Annotated in this window: 16 protein-coding genes; 3 read left to right on the plus strand and 13 right to left on the minus strand. The window is 60.1% G+C overall.

Annotation, left to right across the window (positions count from 1 at the left end):
* Nucleotides 1–2 precede the first annotated feature (2 nt).
* From nuoC to LUB09_RS23550, 12 genes are all read right to left on the minus strand, one after another.
* Nucleotides 3–1787: an NADH-quinone oxidoreductase subunit C/D gene (gene nuoC, locus LUB09_RS23495; RefSeq protein ID WP_231423824.1), complete on the minus strand. Its 1785-nt coding sequence runs from the start codon at nt 1785–1787 to the stop codon at nt 3–5.
* A 71-nt stretch (nt 1788–1858) separates the two neighbouring features.
* Entirely contained in the window at nt 1859–2533 is a 675-nt protein-coding gene (locus tag LUB09_RS23500) for a NuoB/complex I 20 kDa subunit family protein (protein WP_012724951.1), read from the minus strand.
* Between the two features lie 10 nt (nt 2534–2543).
* Complete coding sequence (locus LUB09_RS23505) at nt 2544–2957, minus strand: NADH-quinone oxidoreductase subunit A (protein ID WP_015372409.1); 414 nt, start codon at nt 2955–2957, stop codon at nt 2544–2546.
* A 635-nt stretch (nt 2958–3592) separates the two neighbouring features.
* Nucleotides 3593–4918: an isocitrate lyase gene (gene aceA, locus LUB09_RS23510; RefSeq protein WP_209982845.1), complete on the minus strand. Its 1326-nt coding sequence runs from the start codon at nt 4916–4918 to the stop codon at nt 3593–3595.
* A 179-nt stretch (nt 4919–5097) separates the two neighbouring features.
* A complete protein-coding gene (locus LUB09_RS23515) occupies nt 5098–5823 on the minus strand; it encodes a secretin N-terminal domain-containing protein (RefSeq protein WP_231423825.1) in 726 nt (241 codons plus the stop codon).
* Between the two features lie 219 nt (nt 5824–6042).
* Nucleotides 6043–6465 carry a GNAT family N-acetyltransferase gene (locus LUB09_RS23520; RefSeq protein ID WP_209982841.1) on the minus strand — a complete coding sequence of 141 codons (423 nt, stop codon included), beginning with the start codon at nt 6463–6465 and terminating at the stop codon, nt 6043–6045.
* Nucleotides 6458–7624, minus strand: a complete 1167-nt coding sequence (locus LUB09_RS23525) for a ribosomal protein uL16 3-hydroxylase (protein WP_209982839.1) — start codon at nt 7622–7624, stop codon at nt 6458–6460. The genes LUB09_RS23520 and LUB09_RS23525 overlap by 8 nt, the downstream gene beginning before the upstream one ends.
* A gap of 83 nt (nt 7625–7707) precedes the next feature.
* A complete protein-coding gene (gene purB, locus LUB09_RS23530; protein ID WP_209982837.1) occupies nt 7708–9078 on the minus strand; it encodes an adenylosuccinate lyase in 1371 nt (456 codons plus the stop codon).
* A 125-nt stretch (nt 9079–9203) separates the two neighbouring features.
* Nucleotides 9204–9827: a high frequency lysogenization protein HflD gene (hflD, locus tag LUB09_RS23535; RefSeq protein WP_209982835.1), complete on the minus strand. Its 624-nt coding sequence runs from the start codon at nt 9825–9827 to the stop codon at nt 9204–9206.
* Nucleotides 9824–10948 (minus strand): tRNA 2-thiouridine(34) synthase MnmA, encoded by a 1125-nt coding sequence (gene mnmA, locus LUB09_RS23540; RefSeq protein ID WP_209982833.1) that lies wholly within the window; start codon nt 10946–10948, stop codon nt 9824–9826. The genes hflD and mnmA overlap by 4 nt, the downstream gene beginning before the upstream one ends.
* Before the next feature lie 59 nt (nt 10949–11007).
* The gene (locus LUB09_RS23545) at nt 11008–11454 is read right to left on the minus strand and encodes an NUDIX hydrolase (RefSeq protein WP_209982831.1); all 447 of its coding nucleotides are present in this window, start codon (nt 11452–11454) and stop codon (nt 11008–11010) included.
* A 133-nt stretch (nt 11455–11587) separates the two neighbouring features.
* Complete coding sequence (locus LUB09_RS23550; RefSeq protein WP_231423826.1) at nt 11588–13813, minus strand: NADP-dependent isocitrate dehydrogenase; 2226 nt, start codon at nt 13811–13813, stop codon at nt 11588–11590.
* A gap of 497 nt (nt 13814–14310) precedes the next feature.
* Here LUB09_RS23550 and icd point away from each other — a divergent pair, with 497 nt between their 5' ends.
* Nucleotides 14311–15567 (plus strand): NADP-dependent isocitrate dehydrogenase, encoded by a 1257-nt coding sequence (gene icd / locus LUB09_RS23555; RefSeq protein ID WP_231423827.1) that lies wholly within the window; start codon nt 14311–14313, stop codon nt 15565–15567.
* A 74-nt stretch (nt 15568–15641) separates the two neighbouring features.
* On the opposite strand, the gene cspD is transcribed toward icd, so the two are convergent.
* A complete protein-coding gene (gene cspD / locus LUB09_RS23905) occupies nt 15642–15947 on the minus strand; it encodes a cold shock domain-containing protein CspD (protein ID WP_209982824.1) in 306 nt (101 codons plus the stop codon).
* 223 nt (nt 15948–16170) lie between these two features.
* Here cspD and clpS point away from each other — a divergent pair, with 223 nt between their 5' ends.
* Together clpS and clpA are read left to right on the plus strand one after the other, a co-directional pair.
* Nucleotides 16171–16539, plus strand: a complete 369-nt coding sequence (clpS, locus tag LUB09_RS23565; protein ID WP_057007511.1) for an ATP-dependent Clp protease adapter ClpS — start codon at nt 16171–16173, stop codon at nt 16537–16539.
* 29 nt (nt 16540–16568) lie between these two features.
* Nucleotides 16569–18839, plus strand: coding sequence for an ATP-dependent Clp protease ATP-binding subunit ClpA (gene clpA, locus LUB09_RS23570; protein WP_057007510.1), 2271 nt, complete (start codon nt 16569–16571; stop codon nt 18837–18839).
* The last annotated feature ends 170 nt before the right edge of the window (nt 18840–19009 follow it).

The following is a 19009-nucleotide window of genomic DNA, read 5'->3' on the forward strand; positions in this document are numbered from 1 at the left end:
GCTTAGCGGTCCACGTCGGCCATAACGAAATCGATACTACCCAGGTACGCAATCAAGTCCGCGACCATTTCACCTTTGATCACCGAAGGGATCTGCTGCAGGTGCGGGAAGCTTGGGGTACGAATCCGGGTGCGGTAGCTCATGGTGCCGCCATCGCTCGTCAGGTAATAACTGTTGATACCCTTGGTCGCTTCGATCATCTGGAAGGATTCGTTGGCCGGCATGACCGGGCCCCACGAAACCTGCAGGAAGTGCGTGATCAGGGTTTCGATGTGCTGCAGCGTGCGCTCTTTGGGCGGCGGCGTCGTCAGCGGGTGATCCGCCTTGTACGGGCCGGCCGGCATGTTGCGCATGCATTGCTCGATGATCTTCAGGCTCTGGCGCATTTCTTCGACGCGCACGATGCAGCGGTCGTAGGCATCGCCATTGGCGGCCGTCGGAATCTCGAATTCGAAGTTCTCGTAGCCGGAGTACGGGCGCGCTTTACGCAGGTCGAAGTCGCAACCGGTCGAACGCAGGCCGGCACCGGTGACGCCCCATTCCAGGGCCTCTTTGGTGTTGTATTGCGCGACGCCGATGGTGCGGCCCTTGAGGATGCTGTTGTCCAGCGCGGCCTTTTGGTATTCGTCCAGACGCTTGGGCATCCAGTCGATGAATTCCTTGACCAGACGTTCCCAGCCGTTCGGCAGGTCATGCGCCACGCCGCCGATGCGGTACCAGGCCGGGTGCAGGCGGAAACCGGTGACGGCTTCGATGACCTTGTAGGCGCGTTGACGGTCGGTGAAGGTAAAGAACACCGGGGTCATGGCGCCCACGTCCTGGATGTAGGTACCCAGGAACAGCAGGTGACTGGTGATGCGGAAGAACTCGGCCATCATGATGCGGATGGTGTCGACGCGGTCCGGCACCTTGATACCGGCGAGCTTCTCGACCGAGAGCACGTACGGCAGGTTGTTCATTACGCCGCCGAGGTAGTCGATACGGTCGGTGTACGGAATGAAGCTGTGCCAGGACTGACGCTCGGCCATTTTTTCGGCACCACGGTGGTGGTAGCCGATATCGGGCACGCAGTCGACGATTTCTTCGCCGTCCAGTTGCAGGATGATGCGGAAGGCACCGTGAGCTGAAGGGTGGTTCGGGCCCAGGTTGAGGAACATGTAGTCCTCGTTGGTGCCGGAGCGTTTCATGCCCCAGTCTTCCGGGCGGAAGCGCGCGGCTTCTTCTTCGAGCTGTTGCTTGGCCAGGGTCAGGCTGAATGGGTCGAATTCGGTGGCGCGCGCAGGGTAGTCCTTGCGCAACGGGTGACCTTCCCACGTCGGCGGCATCATGATGCGCGTGAGGTGCGGGTGGCCCGGGAAGTCGATACCGAACATGTCCCAGACTTCGCGCTCGTACCAGCTTGCGTTGGGCCAGATACCGGTGACGGTCGGCACGCTCAGGTCGCCTTCGCTGAGGGCAACCTTGATCATCACATCGCTGTTACGTTCCAGCGACATCAGGTGGTAGAACACGGTGAAATCGGCGCCGCTGGGCAGCCCCTGGCGCTTGGTGCGCAGACGCTCGTCCACGCCATGCAGGTCATAGAGCATGACGTACGGCTTGGGCAGGTTGCGCAGGAAGCTCAGGACTTCGACGAGCCGGGCACGCGCCACCCACAGCACCGGCATACCGGTGCGTGTGGCCTGGGCGGTGAAGGCGTCAGGGCCAAAACGGTTATTGAGTTCGACAACCACGTCCTGGTCGTCTGCCTTATAAGGCGGGATGTACAGAGCACTGCCTGTAGTCATGGTTTTTTATCGCTTTCGGTCAACGTAAAGAATGAGGCCAGGTGTTCGTTCTATAGAAGAAGCGGGCTGGATCAGACTTCGTCGGGGCTGCGCAGGTTGGTGACTGCGATTCGCTGTTCGCGGCGCTGTTCCTTTTGTGACGGCATCTCGGCGCGGTACACGCCTTGATCGCCGACGACCCAGGAAAGCGGGCGACGCTCCTTGCCAATCGATTCCTGCAGCAGCATCAAGCCTTGCAGAAAAGCTTCAGGGCGGGGCGGGCAGCCAGGCACGTAGACGTCCACGGGCAGGAACTTGTCCACCCCCTGAACCACGGAGTAGATGTCGTACATGCCACCGGAGTTGGCGCACGAACCCATGGAGATAACCCACTTTGGCTCGAGCATTTGCTCGTAGAGGCGCTGAATGATCGGCGCCATCTTGATAAAGCAGGTACCGGCGATAACCATGAAGTCCGCCTGGCGCGGCGATGCCCGGATAACTTCGGCGCCAAAGCGCGCGATGTCGTGGGGCGCCGTGAAGGCGGTGGTCATTTCCACGTAGCAGCACGAAAGGCCGAAGTTGTACGGCCACAGGGAGTTTTTACGCCCCCAGTTGACCGCGCCACTCAGCACGTCTTCGAGCTTGCCCATGTAGATGTTTTTGTGGACTTGATCTTCTAACGGATCGGAGACGGTTTCCCGTTCGCCGATGGGGTACTGATCGTTAGGAGCATCCGGGTCGATCCTGGTGAGATTGTATTGCATCGCCAAAGCCTCATTGTTTCAGCTTCGCTTGCCGCTTGCGACGAGCTTCCGGAGCCCAGTCAAGGGCGCCCACTCGAAATAGGTAGACAAGGCCTGCCAACAGAATTGCTATGAAAACGAGGGCTTCGACGAATCCGGTCCAGCCGCTTTCGCGGACGGACACAGACCAGGCAAAGAGAAAAAGGGCTTCGATATCGAAGATCACGAAGAGCATCGCGACCAGATAGAATTTGGCTGAGAGCCGCAAGCGGGCGCCACCTGTAGGCAGCATGCCGGATTCGAACGGTTCATTCTTGCTGCGCCCCCAGGCTTTTGACCCGAGGAGGCTGGAGACGCCGAGCATGAAGGCGCAAAGCCCCACAACACCGAGGAGGAAAATGGCAAAGCCCCAGTTGTGGGCGATGAGTCCTGTCGCTTCGGTCATGCTGGAAATCCTTAACAGAGAGCAAAGGTCTCTGAGCTCGAAAAAGTAACGATGCAGTGACGATATGTCGCACTGCAATCAATCCCGGTGATTTTATGGCTAAACACCGGGCAAGTAAAATTCCTGCGGCGAAATTATTCGGTGGATGAAGCACATAGTGCACCTTTGTGGGGCTGTAGCCCTTGCTCTGCGGGCATTAGCGGGCTTTGAATCAATTACGTCTTGTTTAAGCTATAACGAAGTTTTCAGCGGCCAAATGATAATGAATATTGTTTGCGTGGGGTTTAAGCGATTGTTTCTCATGTGGCGGGGGAAGTTGCCGTTACTTGCTTGAGTGTCGCTTAGTTGTCGCAGCGATTCTTTTAACCGATTCGGTGTGTGCGAATACCGCTCTGGATCAATGTTTGCGCAAAATTCCTTGTGGGAGGGGGCTTGCTCCGGATAGCTGAGTATCAGCCAACTCATCTGTTGCTGATCCACCGCTATCGGGAGCAAGCCCCCTCCCACATTTGGTCTGTAGTGCATCGGTAGGTTTTGTGCAGGCAAAAAAACGCCCCGAACCAGTCGGGGCGTGATTGTTGCGCGGCACTGCAGTTAGGTCTTCCCTGGGGCCGCAGTGGCCGTGTACGCGTTACTTAGTGGAACTGCTCCTCTTCAGTCGAACCCTTCAGCGCAGTCACCGACGAGGTGCCGCCCTGGATCACGGTGGTCATGTCGTCGAAGTAGCCGGTACCCACTTCCTGCTGGTGCGCCACGAAGGTGTAGCCCTTGGCGGCGTCAGCGAACTCCTGCTCCTGCAGCTTCACGTAGGCGGTCATGTCGTTGCGGGCGTAGTCGTGCGCCAGGTTGAACATGCTGTGCCACATGTTGTGAATGCCGGCCAGGGTGATGAACTGGTGCTTGTAGCCCATGGCCGACAGTTCGCGCTGGAACTTGGCGATGGTCGCGTCGTCCAGGTTCTTCTTCCAGTTGAAGGACGGCGAGCAGTTGTAGGACAGCAACTGGTCCGGGTATTCCTTCTTGATCGCTTCGGCGAAACGACGCGCTTCGTCCAGATCCGGCTTGGCGGTTTCGCACCAGATCAGGTCGGCATACGGCGCGTAGGCCAGGCCGCGGGCGATGGCCTGGTCGAGGCCGGCGCGCACCTTGTAGAAACCTTCCTGAGTGCGTTCGCCGGTCACGAACGGCTGGTCGTACGGATCGCAATCGGACGTCAAGAGGTCGGCCGCGTTGGCGTCGGTACGGGCAAGGATAATAGTCGGGGTGCCGGCCACGTCGGCGGCCAGGCGCGCAGCGGTCAGCTTCTGTACCGCCTCCTGGGTCGGAACCAACACCTTGCCGCCCATGTGGCCGCATTTTTTCACCGAGGCCAACTGGTCTTCGAAGTGCACGCCGGCAGCGCCTGCCTCGATCATGCTTTTCATCAGTTCGTAGGCGTTGAGTACGCCGCCGAAACCGGCTTCGGCATCGGCCACGATGGGGGCGAAATAGTCAATGTAGCCTTCGTCGCCCGGGCCTTTGCCGGCTTTCCACTGGATCTGGTCGGCACGGCGGAACGAGTTGTTGATGCGCTTGACCACGGTCGGCACCGAGTCCACCGGGTACAGCGACTGGTCGGGGTACATGGATTCAGCGGAGTTGTTGTCCGCCGCCACTTGCCAGCCGGACAGGTAGATCGCCTGGATACCGGCTTTTACCTGCTGCACGGCCTGGCCGCCGGTGAGGGCGCCCATGCAGTTGACGAAATCCTTGTCGGGGCGGAAGGACGGCTTGGCGCCCTGGGTGACCAGGTTCCACAGCTTCTCGGCGCCGAGTTTGGCAAAGGTGTGCTCAGGTTGAACCGAGCCGCGCAGGCGGACGACGTCAGCAGCCGAATAAGCGCGGGTCACGCCTTTCCAGCGTGGGTTTTCAGCCCAGTCTTTTTCGAGGGCTGCAATTTGCTGTTCGCGTGTCAGTGCCATGGAGATAAACCTCGTCGTCGCGTCTTGTTAGGGTTCAAGGGCCCCTTGCCAGGGCCCTGGATTAGCGGGAGCGAGGCCATCATGCACAGCCTTTTTTGGGGCGTCAAATGTTTTGTAGTGCTTTTTTAAAAGCACTACATATTTGCCTTTGTGCGACTTGTCAGTCAGTTTTTGGTGCCTCAGTTCAGGCTGTCGACTTTGACCCGTACAGTCAGGTCATCGCGGCCCTGAGTAGAGTAGCTGCGGGTTGTAGAGGATTTGTCGGCTTGAGTCGCGCGGTTGATGCCGGCCAGGGAAATCCACTCGCCCAGGCGACCGCTGACGGTTGTGTCGGTACTTTGCACATTCACTACATCGGGTCGTTCCTGGCTCATACGGTCACGGTTGGTACTGATCGCCAGGTGAACGGTCTCGCCGGTGACGCTGGCCGTGACGTAGAAACCCTGGGTGACATTGCGGTACTGGGTCTGATTCTGCAGGCGACCGTAACTGTCCTGCTGAGTGCTGGTCAGCGGCACGCTCTGGCCCACCTGGATCAGTGCGGGCACGCCTTCGCTGGCCTGGATCTGCTGGATGCCGCCTTCACGGCTCTCGGTGCTGTAGCTGATCACCTGACCATTGGTTTGCTGGTTGTTTTCATGGGTGTCGACGGTGATCAGCAGGCGCTTGGCGGGGGTGTCCAGCTGCGCAAGCAGGGCGCGCAAACCCTCGATTTTATCCGGTTGCGCATTGACGATGAGCTGATTGCCATAGGCGCTGACGCTGCCGTCCTTGCCAATGAAGTTTTGCGCCACGGGCAGCAGGTCGGCGCTGGTGCGGTTGCTCAGGTCGACCACGGCCGTGTCGGCCATGGCCGACACGGCCGTGGTCAGGAGGAGGGCGGTGAGCAGGGTGCGTAGGGACATGTCCGTGATCTCTGCAATTCATTTGGCTTGATAGTGCCAGTTTGTCGGCCTGGCAGGGCGCAAGTTGAATATCAGGCAGCAAAATGCCCTGGCAAGGCAGGGCATTTTATGGTGTTGCTGAAACAGCCATCGGGGGCAAGCCCCCCTCCCACACTTGAAGATGTACTCGGTCAAAATGTGGGAGGGGGCTTGCCTCGATAGCCGCGACGCGGTCCCGGATCAGTCCCCGCGCACCATATCCACATGCGGAATCCCGACCTCAAGAAACTCATCGCTGACAATCTTGAAGCCCAACCGCTCATAAAACGGCGCCGCGTACACCTGCGCACTGAGGAACTGCCGGGTCTGCCCGCGTTGCTCGGCCACGCCGATCACCGCTTCCATCAGCTTGTCGCCCACTCTCAGTCCACGCCAGTCCTTGAGTACCGACACGCGGCCGATCTCGCCGCTGGGCAGCAGGCGCGCGGTGCCAATGGGAAAGTCGCCTTCAAACGCCAGAAAATGCATGGCACCCGCGTCGTCCGCGTCCCACTCCAGCTCGGGTGGAACCGATTGTTCCGCGATAAACACCGCTTCACGAATGCGCCGAATCTCGTCGATATCCTTTCGCCAGTCCGCGACACTTACGTGAATCCTATTCATCGGCGAACCCCAGGCTGCCCTGCTTGACCAGCTCGCACAGCAGGTCACGGCTGTCTTCGTCGGCCAGCCATGGGCCGAGGTTGTCGCTGTGCAGCGCATCGGCCGAGCACACCAGCTTCAGCAGCTCGCGTAGCTTGCCTGGCAGGTAGCGGCTCTGGCCGCTGGCGAACAGCAGCACGTCGTCGTCGACTTCCGACCAGGCCAGGCGCGCGCTTGGGTTGCGCACCAGGATCGCGCCGTCCTGCAGGCTGGCAATGAAGTCGTCTTCGCCCAGCTCTTCGCCGGCCACCAGTTCCGGGTAGCGCGGCTCGGTCATGAACTGGCCGAACCAGGTGAGCAGCATGCGCTCGTCGCTCATGTGCTCGGCCAGCAGGCTCTTGAGGCGGTCGAGGGCGTCGCTCTGGATCTGGTGTGGGTCGCTGACCGGCTGTGCATCGGCGTCGGTGTAGCGTTCTTCGTCGGTCAGGTACTGGCTGAGGAAGTCGGTGAAGTGGGTCAGCACTTCGGCGGCGCTTGGCGCGCGGAAACCCACCGAGTAGGTCATGCAGTCGTCTTCGGCGATGCCAAAATGGGCCAGGCGCGGCGGCAGGTAGAGCATGTCGCCCGGCTCCAGCACCCATTCGGCGCTTTCTTCGAAGTCGGCGAGGATGCGCAGGTCGGCATGCTGCAGCAGCGGGCTCTCGGAGTTGCACATCTGGCCGATCTTCCAGTTGCGCTTGCCCTGGGCCTGCAGCAGGAACACGTCGTAATTGTCGAAGTGCGGGCCTACGCTGCCGCCCGGTGCGGCGAAGCTGATCATCACGTCGTCAATGCGCCAGCTCGGCAGGAAGCGGAACTGTTGCAGCAGCTCGGCCACTTCCGGCACGAACTGGTCAACCGCCTGCACCAGCAGGGTCCACTCGCGCTCGGGCAGGGTGCTGAAAGCGTCTTCGGCGAACGGCCCGCGACGCAGTTCCCATGGACGTTCGCCATGCTCGATCACCAGGCGCGATTCGACTTCTTCTTCCAGCGCCAGGCCTGCCAGTTCGTCGGCGTCGATCGGGCTTTCGAAATCGGGGATGGCCTGACGGATCAGCAAGGGTTTCTTCTGCCAGTAGTCGCGCAGGAACTCCCGTGCCGTGATGCCGCCCAAGAGTTGAAGAGGGATATCAGGATTCATGTGTAACCTATTGAAAAAAAGCACTTTTAAGACTGAAATAAAAACGCCCGGCGCGGCCGGGCGTCTCAAGGGTCTTGCGATGGTCAGATGCGCTTGGCTTGCGCGACAGCGTTGCCGATGTAGTTGGCCGGCGTCAGCAGTTTCAGCTCGGCTTTGGCCGCGGCTGGCATGTCCAGGCCGTCGATGAAAGTTTGCAGCGCTTCAGGGCTGATGCCCTTGCCGCGCGTCAATTCTTTCAGCTTTTCGTAGGGGTTTTCGATGTTGTAGCGGCGCATCACGGTCTGGATCGGCTCGGCCAGCACTTCCCAGCAAGCGTCCAGGTCAGCGGCGATTTTCTGCTCGTTGAGCTCAAGCTTGCTGATGCCTTTGAGGCTGGCTTCGTACGCGATCACGCTATGGGCAAAGCCCACGCCGAGGTTGCGCAGTACGGTGGAGTCGGTCAGGTCGCGCTGCCAGCGGGAGATCGGCAACTTGCTGGCCAGGTGCTGGAACAGTGCGTTGGCGATGCCGAGGTTGCCTTCGGAGTTTTCGAAATCGATCGGGTTGACCTTGTGCGGCATGGTCGAGGAACCGATTTCGCCGGCAATGGTGCGCTGCTTGAAGTAGCCCAGGGAGATGTAGCCCCAGATATCACGGTCGAAGTCGATCAGGATGGTGTTGAAGCGCGCAATGGCGTCGAACAGCTCGGCGATGTAGTCGTGGGGTTCGATCTGCGTGGTGTAGGGGTTGAAGCCCAGGCCCAGCTCGTCTTCGATGAAGGCGCGGGCGTTTTCTTCCCAGTCGATCTCGGGGTAGGCCGAGAGGTGCGCGTTGTAGTTGCCCACGGCGCCGTTGATCTTGCCCAGCAACGGCACGGCCGCCACCTGAGCGATCTGGCGTTCCAGGCGGTACACCACGTTGGCCAGTTCTTTGCCCAAAGTGGTCGGCGACGCCGGCTGACCGTGGGTACGCGACAGCATCGGCACGGCGGCGAAACGGATGGCCAGCTCACGGATGGCCTCGGCAGTCTGGCGCATCAGCGGCAGCATCACGTCATCACGGCCTTCGCGCAGCATCAGGGCGTGGGACAGGTTGTTGATGTCCTCGCTGGTGCAGGCAAAGTGGATGAACTCGCTGACCTGGGCCAGTTCCGGCAGCTTGGCCGCCTGCTCCTTGAGCAGGTACTCAATGGCTTTGACGTCGTGGTTGGTGGTGCGCTCGATCTCTTTCACACGCTCGGCGTGCTCCAGGGCGAAGTTGTCCGCCAGGGTGTTGAGCACTGCGTTGGCTTCGGCGGAGAACGCCGGCACTTCGCTGATGCCAGGGTGAGCGGCCAGGCGCTGGAGCCAGCGCACTTCAACCAGCACGCGCGCACGGATCAGGCCGTACTCGCTGAAAATAGGGCGCAGGGCCTGGGTTTTGCCGGCGTAGCGGCCGTCAACAGGGGAAACCGCAGTGAGCGAAGAAAGCTGCATGGGGTGCTCTCGGACAGTCGGGCAACGAAATGGGGCGCGTATCATACATGAAAAGATCCGCCGGTCCGTTGCCAACTGACCGGCGTATTACGCGTAACGGCGTGAAAACAGTCTGTTGCGGCGACTTATTCGTTGCGCATCAACGGGTAAAGCTCTTTGAGCAATTTGCGTCGGCTGATCACCAGCTGCCAGCGATGGCCGCCCAACTGACGCCACAACCGCGCCGAACGAATACCGGCCAGCAGCAGGGCGCGGATCTTCGAGGCGTTGTTCGGTTGCTGCAGGTTGCGCATGTCGCCGTGCACCTGGATGCGCTGGCGCAGGGTGCTCAGGGTGTCCTGGTACAGCGCGCCGCAGGCGGCGACCACGTTTTCGTGGGCCGGGCCGAAGTGTTCAACCTGGGACTGGATCTGCGGCAGGCGTTTGCCGATGGTGTCGAGCAGGTCGTCGCGCTTGGCCAGTTGACGCTCCAGGCCGAGCATCGACAGGGCGTAGCGCAACGGCTCGCGCTGCAGGGTGCTGGGGTCGCGCTCCAGGGCGCCGATCAGTGCGCGGTAGCCTTCACGCAGCGCCAGATCGTCGCCACCGTAGACTTCCAGAGTGTCCTTGGGGTCGCGGATCAGCAGGCTGCCGAGCATGCAGGTCAGGCCGGCTTCGGTGACCTGGCCGGTTCTGGCGATCTTGTCCACCAGCACCGCCGCGAGGAACACGCCGCCGAGCGCCGTCAATTGCTCCTGGGTCGGGCTCATGCCGGGTGGCTCCAGGCTTGCGCGACTTCAATCACGCCGCCGCCCAGGCAGATTTCGCCGTCGTAGAACACCACGGACTGGCCTGGCGTGACCGCGCGTTGCGGGTCGTCGAAGGTGGCGCGGTAGCCGTTGGCGGTTTTTTCCAGGGTGCAGGGCTGGTCGCCCTGGCGATAGCGCACCTTGGCGGTCAGGCGGCGCGGCGTGCTGAGGTCTACAGGGTTGACCCAGTAGATCTCGGAAGCGAGCAGCGCGCCGGAGAACAGCAGCGGGTGCTCGTTGCCCTGGCCGACGATCAGCACGTTGTGTTCCAGGTCCTTGACCAGCACGTACCACGGCTCTTCGCCGGCGTCCTTCAAGCCGCCGATGCCCAGGCCCTGGCGCTGGCCGATGGTGTGGTACATCAGGCCGTGGTGGCGGCCGATCACTTCGCCTGAAGGGGTTTTGATCTCGCCCGGCTGCGCCGGCAGGTACTGCTTGAGAAAATCGCTGAAACGGCGCTCACCGATAAAGCAGATGCCGGTGGAGTCCTTCTTCTTGGCGGTGGCCAGGCCGTGTTGCTCGGCGATCCTGCGCACTTCGGGTTTTTCCAGTTCGCCCACCGGGAACAGGGTCTTGGCGATCTGTTCGCCGCCGACGGCGTGCAGGAAGTAGCTCTGGTCCTTGTTCGGGTCCAGGCCCTTGAGCAATTCGGTGCGGCCATCGATATCGCGGCGGCGCACATAATGCCCGGTGGCGATCAGGTCGGCGCCGAGCATCAGGGCGTAGTCGAGGAACGCCTTGAACTTGATTTCGCGGTTGCACAGGATGTCCGGGTTCGGCGTGCGGCCGGCCTTGTATTCGGCCAGGAAGTGCTCGAACACATTGTCCCAGTACTCGGCGGCGAAGTTGGCGGTGTGCAGCTTGATGCCGATCTTGTCGCACACGGCCTGGGCATCCGCCAGGTCGTCCATGGCAGTGCAGTATTCCGTTCCATCGTCTTCTTCCCAGTTCTTCATGAACAGGCCTTCCACCTCATAACCCTGCTCCATGAGCAGAACGGCGGAAACGGAAGAATCCACGCCGCCGGACATGCCGACGATGACGCGCTTCTTTTGTGTGTCAGAAGGGGCTGGATCACGCATAGGGTTTCAACGGGTGTCTTGAAAAAGGACGCGATTCTAGCAGGCCGCAGCCGCTAAGGCTAAAGAGAAGGGCGGATCAATTCCAGACTGTGCTTCTGGCCGGCCAGATAATCATCGATACAGCGGATGATCAGCTCGCTGCGCCAGTCGGCGCGCAGGGCGATCAATTCGTCGCGGGACAGCCAGCGGGCGCGCAGGATGCCTTCGTCGAGTTGATAGTCGGTGTGGTGCTTAAGCGCTTTGGCGATAAAGCATACACGCTGGTAGGTCACGCCATTGCTCGGTGCGGTGTAGAGATAAATGCCGACGATGCCGGTGGCTTCGACGTCCCAACCGGTTTCTTCGAGGGTTTCGCGCACGGCGGCTTCGGTGAGGGTCTCATTGGGCTCCAGATGCCCGGCGGGCTGATTGAGCACGGCGCGGCCGCCCTTGAGTTCTTCGACCATCAGGAAGCGGCCGTTGTCTTCGACGAGGGTGGCGACGGTGATGTGGGGGAGCCAGGTCATGGGCAAGTCTCTCTATGCCAGTGTGGGTGGGAGCAAGCCCCCTGCCACAGTTTGATCGGGTTTCTTCAGTGACTGAGCGGTGGAAACACAAACCCCGGCACTCGGCCGGGGTTCGTGGTACTGCGTTACAGCCTTACTTCAACTTGGCAATCGCCGCATTGAGCGTATTGCTCGGGCGCATGGCCTTGCTGGTCAGCTCAGGGTTCGGCGCGTAGTAGCCACCGATGTCCACAGGCTTGCCCTGCACGGCGTTGAGCTCGGCAACGATGGTTGCTTCGTTCGCGGCCAGGGTTTTCGCCAGTTCGCCGAACTGCGCCTGCAGCGCGGTATCTTCAGTCTGGGCGGCCAGGGCCTGGGCCCAGTACAGCGCCAGGTAGAAGTGGCTGCCGCGGTTGTCGATGTTGCCGACTTTGCGCGAAGGCGACTTGTTGTTGTCGAGGAACTGGCCGGTGGCCTGGTCCAGGGTTTTGGACAGTACCAGGGCTTTCGGGTTGTTGTATGTCACACCCAGATGCTCAAGAGACGCGGCCAGGGCCAGGAATTCGCCCAGAGAGTCCCAGCGCAGGAAGTTTTCTTCCAGCAGTTGCTGCACGTGCTTGGGCGCCGAACCGCCGGCGCCGGTTTCGAACAGGCCGCCGCCGTTCATCAGCGGCACGATCGACAGCATCTTGGCGCTGGTGCCCAGTTCCATGATCGGGAACAGGTCGGTCAGGTAGTCGCGCAGGACGTTGCCGGTCACCGAGATGGTGTCCAGGCCCTTGCGGGTGCGCTCCAGGGTGAACTTCATCGCGTCGACCGGCGACATGATGCGGATGTCCAGGCCTTCGGTGTTGTGGTCTTTCAGGTAGGCCTGAACTTTTTCGACCACGACACCATCGTGCGCGCGCTGCGGATCGAGCCAGAAGATGGCCGGGGTGTCGCTGGCGCGGGCACGGTTGACGGCGAGCTTGACCCAGTCCTGAATCGGCGCGTCCTTGGTCTGGCACATGCGGAAGATGTCGCCGGCTTCGACGGTCTGTTCCATCAGCAGGTTGCCCTTGCTGTCGGTGACGCGCACAACACCGTCAGCCTTGATCTGGAACGTCTTGTCGTGGGAACCGTACTCTTCGGCTTTCTTGGCCATCAGGCCCACGTTCGGCACGCTGCCCATGGTAGTCGGGTCGAAGGCGCCATGAGCCTTGCAGTCTTCGATGACTGCCTGGTAGATGGTCGCGTAGCAGCGATCCGGGATCACGGCCTTGGTGTCGTGCAACTGGCCGTCGGTGCCCCACATCTTGCCGGAGTCACGGATCATTGCCGGCATCGAGGCGTCGACGATCACGTCGCTCGGCACGTGCAGGTTGGTGATGCCCTTGTCGGAGTTGACCATCGCCAGGGATGGGCGAGCGGCGTAGACCGCCTGGATATCCGCTTCGATCTGCGCTTGCTGCTCGGCCGGCAGGGCCTTGATGCGTGCGTACAGGTCGCCGATGCCGTTGTTCAGGTTGAAGCCGATCTGCTCAAGCACGGCGGCGTGCTTGGCCAGGGCGTCCTTATAGAACTCGGCAACGATCTGGCCGAACATGATCGGGTCGGAGACCTTCATCATGGTGGCTTTGAGGTGAACCGACAGCAGCACGCCCTGTTTCTTGGCGTCTTCGATTTCGGCGGCGATGAAGCTGCGCAGTGCGTTTTTGCTCAGCACGGCGGTGTCGATGATTTCGCCGGCCTGTACCGAGGTCTTTTCTTTGAGGACGCTGGCAGTGCCGTCCTGAGCGACCAGTTCGATCTTCACTGCGTCAGCGGCGTCGATCTGTACGGATTTTTCGCTGCCGTAGAAGTCGCCATTGCTCATGTGCGCGATGTGGGACTTGGAGTCAGCTGCCCAGGCGCCCATTTTATGCGGGTGCTTGCGCGCGTAGTTCTTGACCGACAGCGGTGCGCGGCGGTCGGAGTTGCCTTCGCGCAGTACCGGGTTCACGGCGCTGCCCTTGACCTTGTCGTAACGCGCACGGGTTTCTTTTTCCGCGTCGGTGGTTACGGTTTCCGGGTAGTCCGGCAGGGCATAGCCCTGGGCCTGCAGTTCCTTGATCGCGGCTTGCAGCTGCGGGGTCGAGGCGCTGATGTTAGGCAGCTTGATGATGTTGGCTTCAGGGGTTACGGCCAGGTCGCCCAGTTCGGCGAGGTGGTCCGCTACAGCCTTGGCGCCCAGTTGCTCGGGGAAGCTTGCGAGGATGCGCCCGGCGAGGGAAATATCGCGGGTTTCCACGGCAATATCAGCGGAAGCGGTGAAGGCCTCTACGATAGGCAGCAATGAATAGGTGGCGAGGGCCGGGGCTTCGTCGGTGAAGGTATAGATGATCTTCGAGCGGGTGGGCATATTCGGATTAACTCTCTTCATTTGCTGAAAGCGTGCGCAGAAACTCGAGATGCGCCTGGGTTGAGCGCGTTCGTTCAAAGTCATCCATGAGCGAAATGTCGAGGTTTCTTCGCGGTGATGTTGAGTTGCATCAGTCGAGCGTCAAGCGGGTGGACTATTGTAGTAGTCCGGCTCGGCAGCTGAAGGCACCTGTTCCAGAGCGGTCAGCCGTCGTGACTCTTGGGTCAGCGGCGGCATTATACATAGGTCGCTATGCTCACGCAGAGCCTTCACACAAAAGGTGTGTCGTCCATTGGTCTAAAGGTCGCAGGCGGGCGGGGCAGGCTTGAGGTTGCGCGATGTGCTCAGGATTGGCGATTTTGCCATGGGTATAAAGCTTGTAGGCGACAAATGATGCTGTTTTCGATGCAAATGAGCAGGGCGCCAGGTGTCAGGTGTCATTTATCTGGAGTAGGCTCGAACGCAGCCAGATGTTCAATCCATAGATGGAGTTCAGCATGGGATACCAGAAGATTCAGGTTCCGGCCGTCGGCGACAAAATCACCGTCAATGCAGACCATTCGCTCAATGTGCCTGACCACCCGATCATCCCTTACATTGAAGGTGATGGCATCGGCGTCGACATCAGCCCGGTAATGATCAAGGTGGTCGATGCAGCGGTTGAAAAGGCCTACGGTGGCAAGCGCAAAATCTCCTGGATGGAGGTGTATGCCGGCGAGAAGGCCACTCAGGTCTACGATCAGGACACCTGGCTGCCCCAGGAAACCCTCGATGCGGTCAAGGATTACGTGGTGTCCATCAAGGGCCCGCTGACCACGCCAGTGGGCGGCGGGATCCGTTCGCTGAACGTGGCCCTGCGCCAGCAACTGGACCTGTACGTGTGCCTGCGCCCGGTACGCTGGTTCGAAGGTGTACCCAGCCCGGTGAAAAAGCCAGGGGATGTGGACATGACCATCTTCCGCGAAAACTCCGAGGACATTTACGCAGGCATCGAATGGAAGGCCGGCTCGCCGGAAGCGATCAAGGTGATCAAGTTTCTCAAGGAGGAAATGGGCGTCACCAAGATCCGCTTCGACCAGGATTGCGGGATTGGCGTCAAGCCCGTCTCTAAAGAAGGTACCGAGCGTCTGGCGCGCAAGGCCCTGCAGTACGTGGTGGACAATGACCGTGAGTCGCTGACCATCGTGCACAAAGGCAACATCATGAAGTTCACCGAGGGCGCCTTTAAGGAGTGGGCCTACGGCATCGCCGAGAAGGAATTTGGCGCGACCCTGCTCGACGGCGGCCCATGGATGCAGTTCAAGAATCCCAAAACGGGCAGGAATGTGGTGGTCAAGGACGCCATTGCCGACGCCATGCTTCAGCAGATCCTGCTGCGGCCGGCTGAATATGACGTGATCGCCACGCTCAACCTGAACGGTGACTACCTGTCCGATGCGCTGGCGGCGGAAGTGGGGGGGATCGGCATTGCGCCGGGGGCCAACCTGTCCGACACCGTGGCCATGTTCGAGGCTACCCATGGGACGGCGCCCAAGTACGCAGGCAAGGACCAGGTCAACCCGGGCTCGCTGATTCTGTCGGCGGAAATGATGTTGCGCCATATGGGCTGGATCGAGGCAGCAGACCTGATCATTAAAGGCACTAACGGGGCTATTTCGGCCAAGACTGTGACGTATGACTTCGAACGCCTGATGGACGGGGCCACGCTGGTGTCGTCGTCGGGCTTTGGCGAGGCGTTGATTTCGCATATGTAAGCAGCCCCAAAAAAAACGGCCACCTTTTCAGTCAAGGTGGCCGGTTTTTTTAGGCTCTATACCGGGGTGGCGGGTCAGGCCGGTTGTTTAACCTTTGATGGGGAGGCCTCGTTGTCAGCGGTTTTCTCGTGTGCCTCGTCGTGGGTTTTGCTTGAGTCTGCCGCGCAAGCCGCACAGATAGCGACGGCATGCAGCCCCTTGGGCCCCTGGATAACCTCAAACGTCACTTCCTGGCCCGCTTTCAGCGTTTTATACCCATCCATGGTAATCGCCGAATAATGCGCAAAGAGGTCTTCATTTTTCCCGATTTCATTAATGAAGCCGTAGCCTTTGGCATTGTTAAACCATTTGACCTTGCCATTGATCTTGACGCCAGACATACCATATCCCTCTGCACCAGACTCCATCACTGGAGTATCATCCAGTTTATCCGTCCTAACCCGAATAAATAAGGTTGACTGCGCGGACCTTTTTTACCCACTGTGGGTTCTATTGGTTGTAACACCGATTTGCCGATAGTCAAGGCGACCCGCCGTCGGGAGTTGAAATTCTGACAGCCCGCCCCCACCACTGTTACTGAACCACTGACGAACCTTTCTTTCCATGCATGCAATCAGCCAGATTCGACTAACCTTCAATCAGGATCGCCCGGATCACCAACACGATGACGACGGTTCTGCAGGCATTGCTGTTCAGGAGGCCAAGCCTGCTTTACAGGCGCCGCCGATGTACAAGGTGGTTTTGTTCAATGATGACTACACACCGATGGATTTCGTGGTCGAAGTGCTCGAGGTGTTTTTTAACCTGAACCGCGAGTTGGCGACCAAGGTAATGCTGGCCGTTCACACAGAAGGACGAGCAGTATGTGGAGTGTTTACCCGCGACATCGCCGAGACAAAGGCCATGCAGGTCAACCAGTACGCCAGGGAAAGCCAGCATCCGCTACTCTGTGAAATCGAGAAGGACGGTTAACGCCGACCACTTGGGTATGAGGTGAAGCTATGTTAAACCGCGAGCTCGAAGTCACCCTCAATCTTGCCTTCAAGGAGGCTCGTTCGAAGCGTCATGAATTCATGACCGTCGAGCACCTGCTGCTGGCACTTTTGGATAACGAAGCTGCCGCCACCGTTCTACGTGCGTGCGGCGCCAACCTCGACAAACTCAAGCATGACCTGCAGGAGTTTATCGACTCCACCACGCCGCTGATCCCCGTGCATGACGAGGACCGCGAAACCCAGCCAACCCTGGGCTTTCAGCGGGTCCTGCAGCGTGCAGTGTTCCACGTTCAGAGCTCCGGCAAGCGTGAAGTCACTGGCGCCAATGTGCTTGTGGCCATCTTCAGCGAACAGGAAAGCCAGGCCGTGTTCCTGCTCAAGCAGCAGAGCGTGGCCCGTATCGATGTGGTCAATTACATCGCCCACGGTATCTCCAAGGTGCCCGGGCACGGCGATCATTCCGAGGGTGAGCAGGATATGCAGGACGACGAGGGCGGTGAGTCTTCTTCTTCAAGCAACCCGCTGGACGCTTATGCCAGCAACCTCAACGAACTGGCGCGCCAGGGGCGGATCGATCCGCTGGTAGGGCGTGAGCTTGAAGTCGAGCGCGTGGCGCAGATCCTTGCACGTCGGCGCAAGAACAACCCGTTGCTGGTGGGGGAGGCGGGCGTTGGCAAGACCGCGATTGCCGAAGGCCTGGCCAAGCGCATCGTCGACAACCAGGTGCCGGATCTGCTGGCCAACAGCGTCGTCTACTCCCTTGATCTCGGCGCGTTGCTCGCCGGTACCAAGTACCGTGGCGACTTCGAGAAGCGCTTCAAGGCGTTGCTCGGCGAGCTGAAAAAACGCCCGCAAGCCATTCTGTTCATCGACGAAATCCACACCATCATCGGTGCCGGTGCGGCGTCCGGCGGGGTGATGGATGCTTCCAACCTGCTCAAGCCATTATTGTCTTCGGGTGATATCCGTTGCATCGGTTCGACGACATTCCAGGAATTTCGCGGCATCTTCGAGAAAGACCGTGCGCTGGCACGGCGCTTCCAGAAAGTCGATGTTTCCGAGCCTTCTGTCGAAGACACCATCGGCATTCTGCGCGGGCTCAAGGGGCGCTTCGAAGCGCACCATGGCATCGAGTACACCGATGAGGCGTTGCGCGCGGCGGCCGAGCTGGCGTCACGCTACATCAATGACCGGCATATGCCGGACAAGGCCATCGACGTGATTGACGAGGCGGGTGCCTACCAGCGCCTGCAGCCGGTCGAAAAACGTGTGAAGCGCATTGATGTGCCTCAAGTTGAGGACATCGTGGCGAAGATCGCGCGGATTCCGCCAAAACACGTCACCAGTTCCGACAAGGAGCTGCTGCGTAACCTGGAACGTGACCTCAAGCTCACTGTGTTCGGCCAGGATGCGGCGATCGATTCGCTGTCCACGGCCATCAAGCTGTCGCGTGCGGGCCTCAAGTCGCCGGACAAACCGGTCGGTTCGTTCCTGTTCGCAGGTCCTACCGGTGTCGGCAAGACCGAGGCGGCGCGGCAACTGGCCAAGGCCATGGGTATTGAGCTGGTGCGCTTCGACATGTCCGAATACATGGAGCGCCACACCGTTTCGCGTCTGATCGGTGCGCCACCCGGCTATGTCGGTTTCGACCAGGGCGGTCTGTTGACCGAGGCGATCACCAAGCAACCGCATTGCGTGCTGCTGCTCGATGAAATCGAGAAGGCCCACCCGGAAGTCTTCAACCTGCTGTTGCAGGTGATGGACCACGGCACCCTGACCGACAACAACGGGCGCAAGGCGGACTTCCGCAACGTGATCGTGATCATGACCACCAACGCCGGTGCCGAAACCGCCGCGCGGGCTTCGATTGGCTTCAGTCATCAGGATCACTCTTCCGATGCAATGGAAGTGATCAAGAAGAGCTTTACGCCGGAGTTCCGCAACCGTCTGGACACCATCATCCAGTTTGGTCGCCTCAGCCATGAGGTTATCAAAAGCGTGGTGGACAAATTCCTTACCGAACTTCAGGCGCAACTGGAAGACAAGCGCGTGCAGTTGGACGTAACGGAAGCGGCGCGCAGCTGGATCGCCGAGGGTGGTTACGACGCGGCAATGGGCGCTCGCCCGATGGCGCGTCTGATCCAGGACAAGATCAAGCGGCCATTGGCCGAAGAGATCCTGTTCGGCGAACTGGCCGATCATGGTGGGGTGGTGCATATCGATTTGAAGGATGGCGAGCTGACCTTCGAGTTCGAGACCACCGCAGAAATGGCCTGATCGCTCCACAGCAACACAAAAGGCGCCGAAAGGCGCCTTTTTGCTGGTGCGCCAGGCATGGCGCGTTGCGCGAAGCGCAACCAGTTTGGCTGTGGTGGCCACGCTGGTGACTTGGAGGTGAAAGTCCTCTACACACCCGGCAAGGGGAAGTGTTAGCCAGAGGCAAGGGT

Source organism: Pseudomonas sp. Leaf59, from assembly GCF_920984685.1.
Classification (GTDB): domain Bacteria; phylum Pseudomonadota; class Gammaproteobacteria; order Pseudomonadales; family Pseudomonadaceae; genus Aquipseudomonas.

Excerpts from the sequence above, each read along its gene's own strand:
- LUB09_RS23550 (WP_231423826.1), bottom strand. The coding sequence starts at position 13,813 with ATGCCCACCCGCTCGAAGATCATCTATACCTTCACCGACGAAGCCCCG.
- clpA (WP_057007510.1), top strand. The coding sequence starts at position 16,569 with ATGTTAAACCGCGAGCTCGAAGTCACCCTCAATCTTGCCTTCAAGGAG.
- LUB09_RS23505 (WP_015372409.1), bottom strand. The coding sequence starts at position 2,957 with ATGACCGAAGCGACAGGACTCATCGCCCACAACTGGGGCTTTGCCATT.
- hflD (WP_209982835.1), bottom strand. The coding sequence starts at position 9,827 with ATGAGCCCGACCCAGGAGCAATTGACGGCGCTCGGCGGCGTGTTCCTC.
- cspD (WP_209982824.1), bottom strand. The coding sequence starts at position 15,947 with ATGTCTGGCGTCAAGATCAATGGCAAGGTCAAATGGTTTAACAATGCC.
- mnmA (WP_209982833.1), bottom strand. The coding sequence starts at position 10,948 with ATGCGTGATCCAGCCCCTTCTGACACACAAAAGAAGCGCGTCATCGTC.
- aceA (WP_209982845.1), bottom strand. The coding sequence starts at position 4,918 with ATGGCACTGACACGCGAACAGCAAATTGCAGCCCTCGAAAAAGACTGG.
- LUB09_RS23520 (WP_209982841.1), bottom strand. The coding sequence starts at position 6,465 with ATGAATAGGATTCACGTAAGTGTCGCGGACTGGCGAAAGGATATCGAC.
- LUB09_RS23515 (WP_231423825.1), bottom strand. The coding sequence starts at position 5,823 with ATGTCCCTACGCACCCTGCTCACCGCCCTCCTCCTGACCACGGCCGTG.
- LUB09_RS23545 (WP_209982831.1), bottom strand. The coding sequence starts at position 11,454 with ATGACCTGGCTCCCCCACATCACCGTCGCCACCCTCGTCGAAGACAAC.
- clpS (WP_057007511.1), top strand. The coding sequence starts at position 16,171 with ATGCATGCAATCAGCCAGATTCGACTAACCTTCAATCAGGATCGCCCG.
- purB (WP_209982837.1), bottom strand. The coding sequence starts at position 9,078 with ATGCAGCTTTCTTCGCTCACTGCGGTTTCCCCTGTTGACGGCCGCTAC.
- icd (WP_231423827.1), top strand. The coding sequence starts at position 14,311 with ATGGGATACCAGAAGATTCAGGTTCCGGCCGTCGGCGACAAAATCACC.
- LUB09_RS23525 (WP_209982839.1), bottom strand. The coding sequence starts at position 7,624 with ATGAATCCTGATATCCCTCTTCAACTCTTGGGCGGCATCACGGCACGG.
- nuoC (WP_231423824.1), bottom strand. The coding sequence starts at position 1,787 with ATGACTACAGGCAGTGCTCTGTACATCCCGCCTTATAAGGCAGACGAC.
- LUB09_RS23500 (WP_012724951.1), bottom strand. The coding sequence starts at position 2,533 with ATGCAATACAATCTCACCAGGATCGACCCGGATGCTCCTAACGATCAG.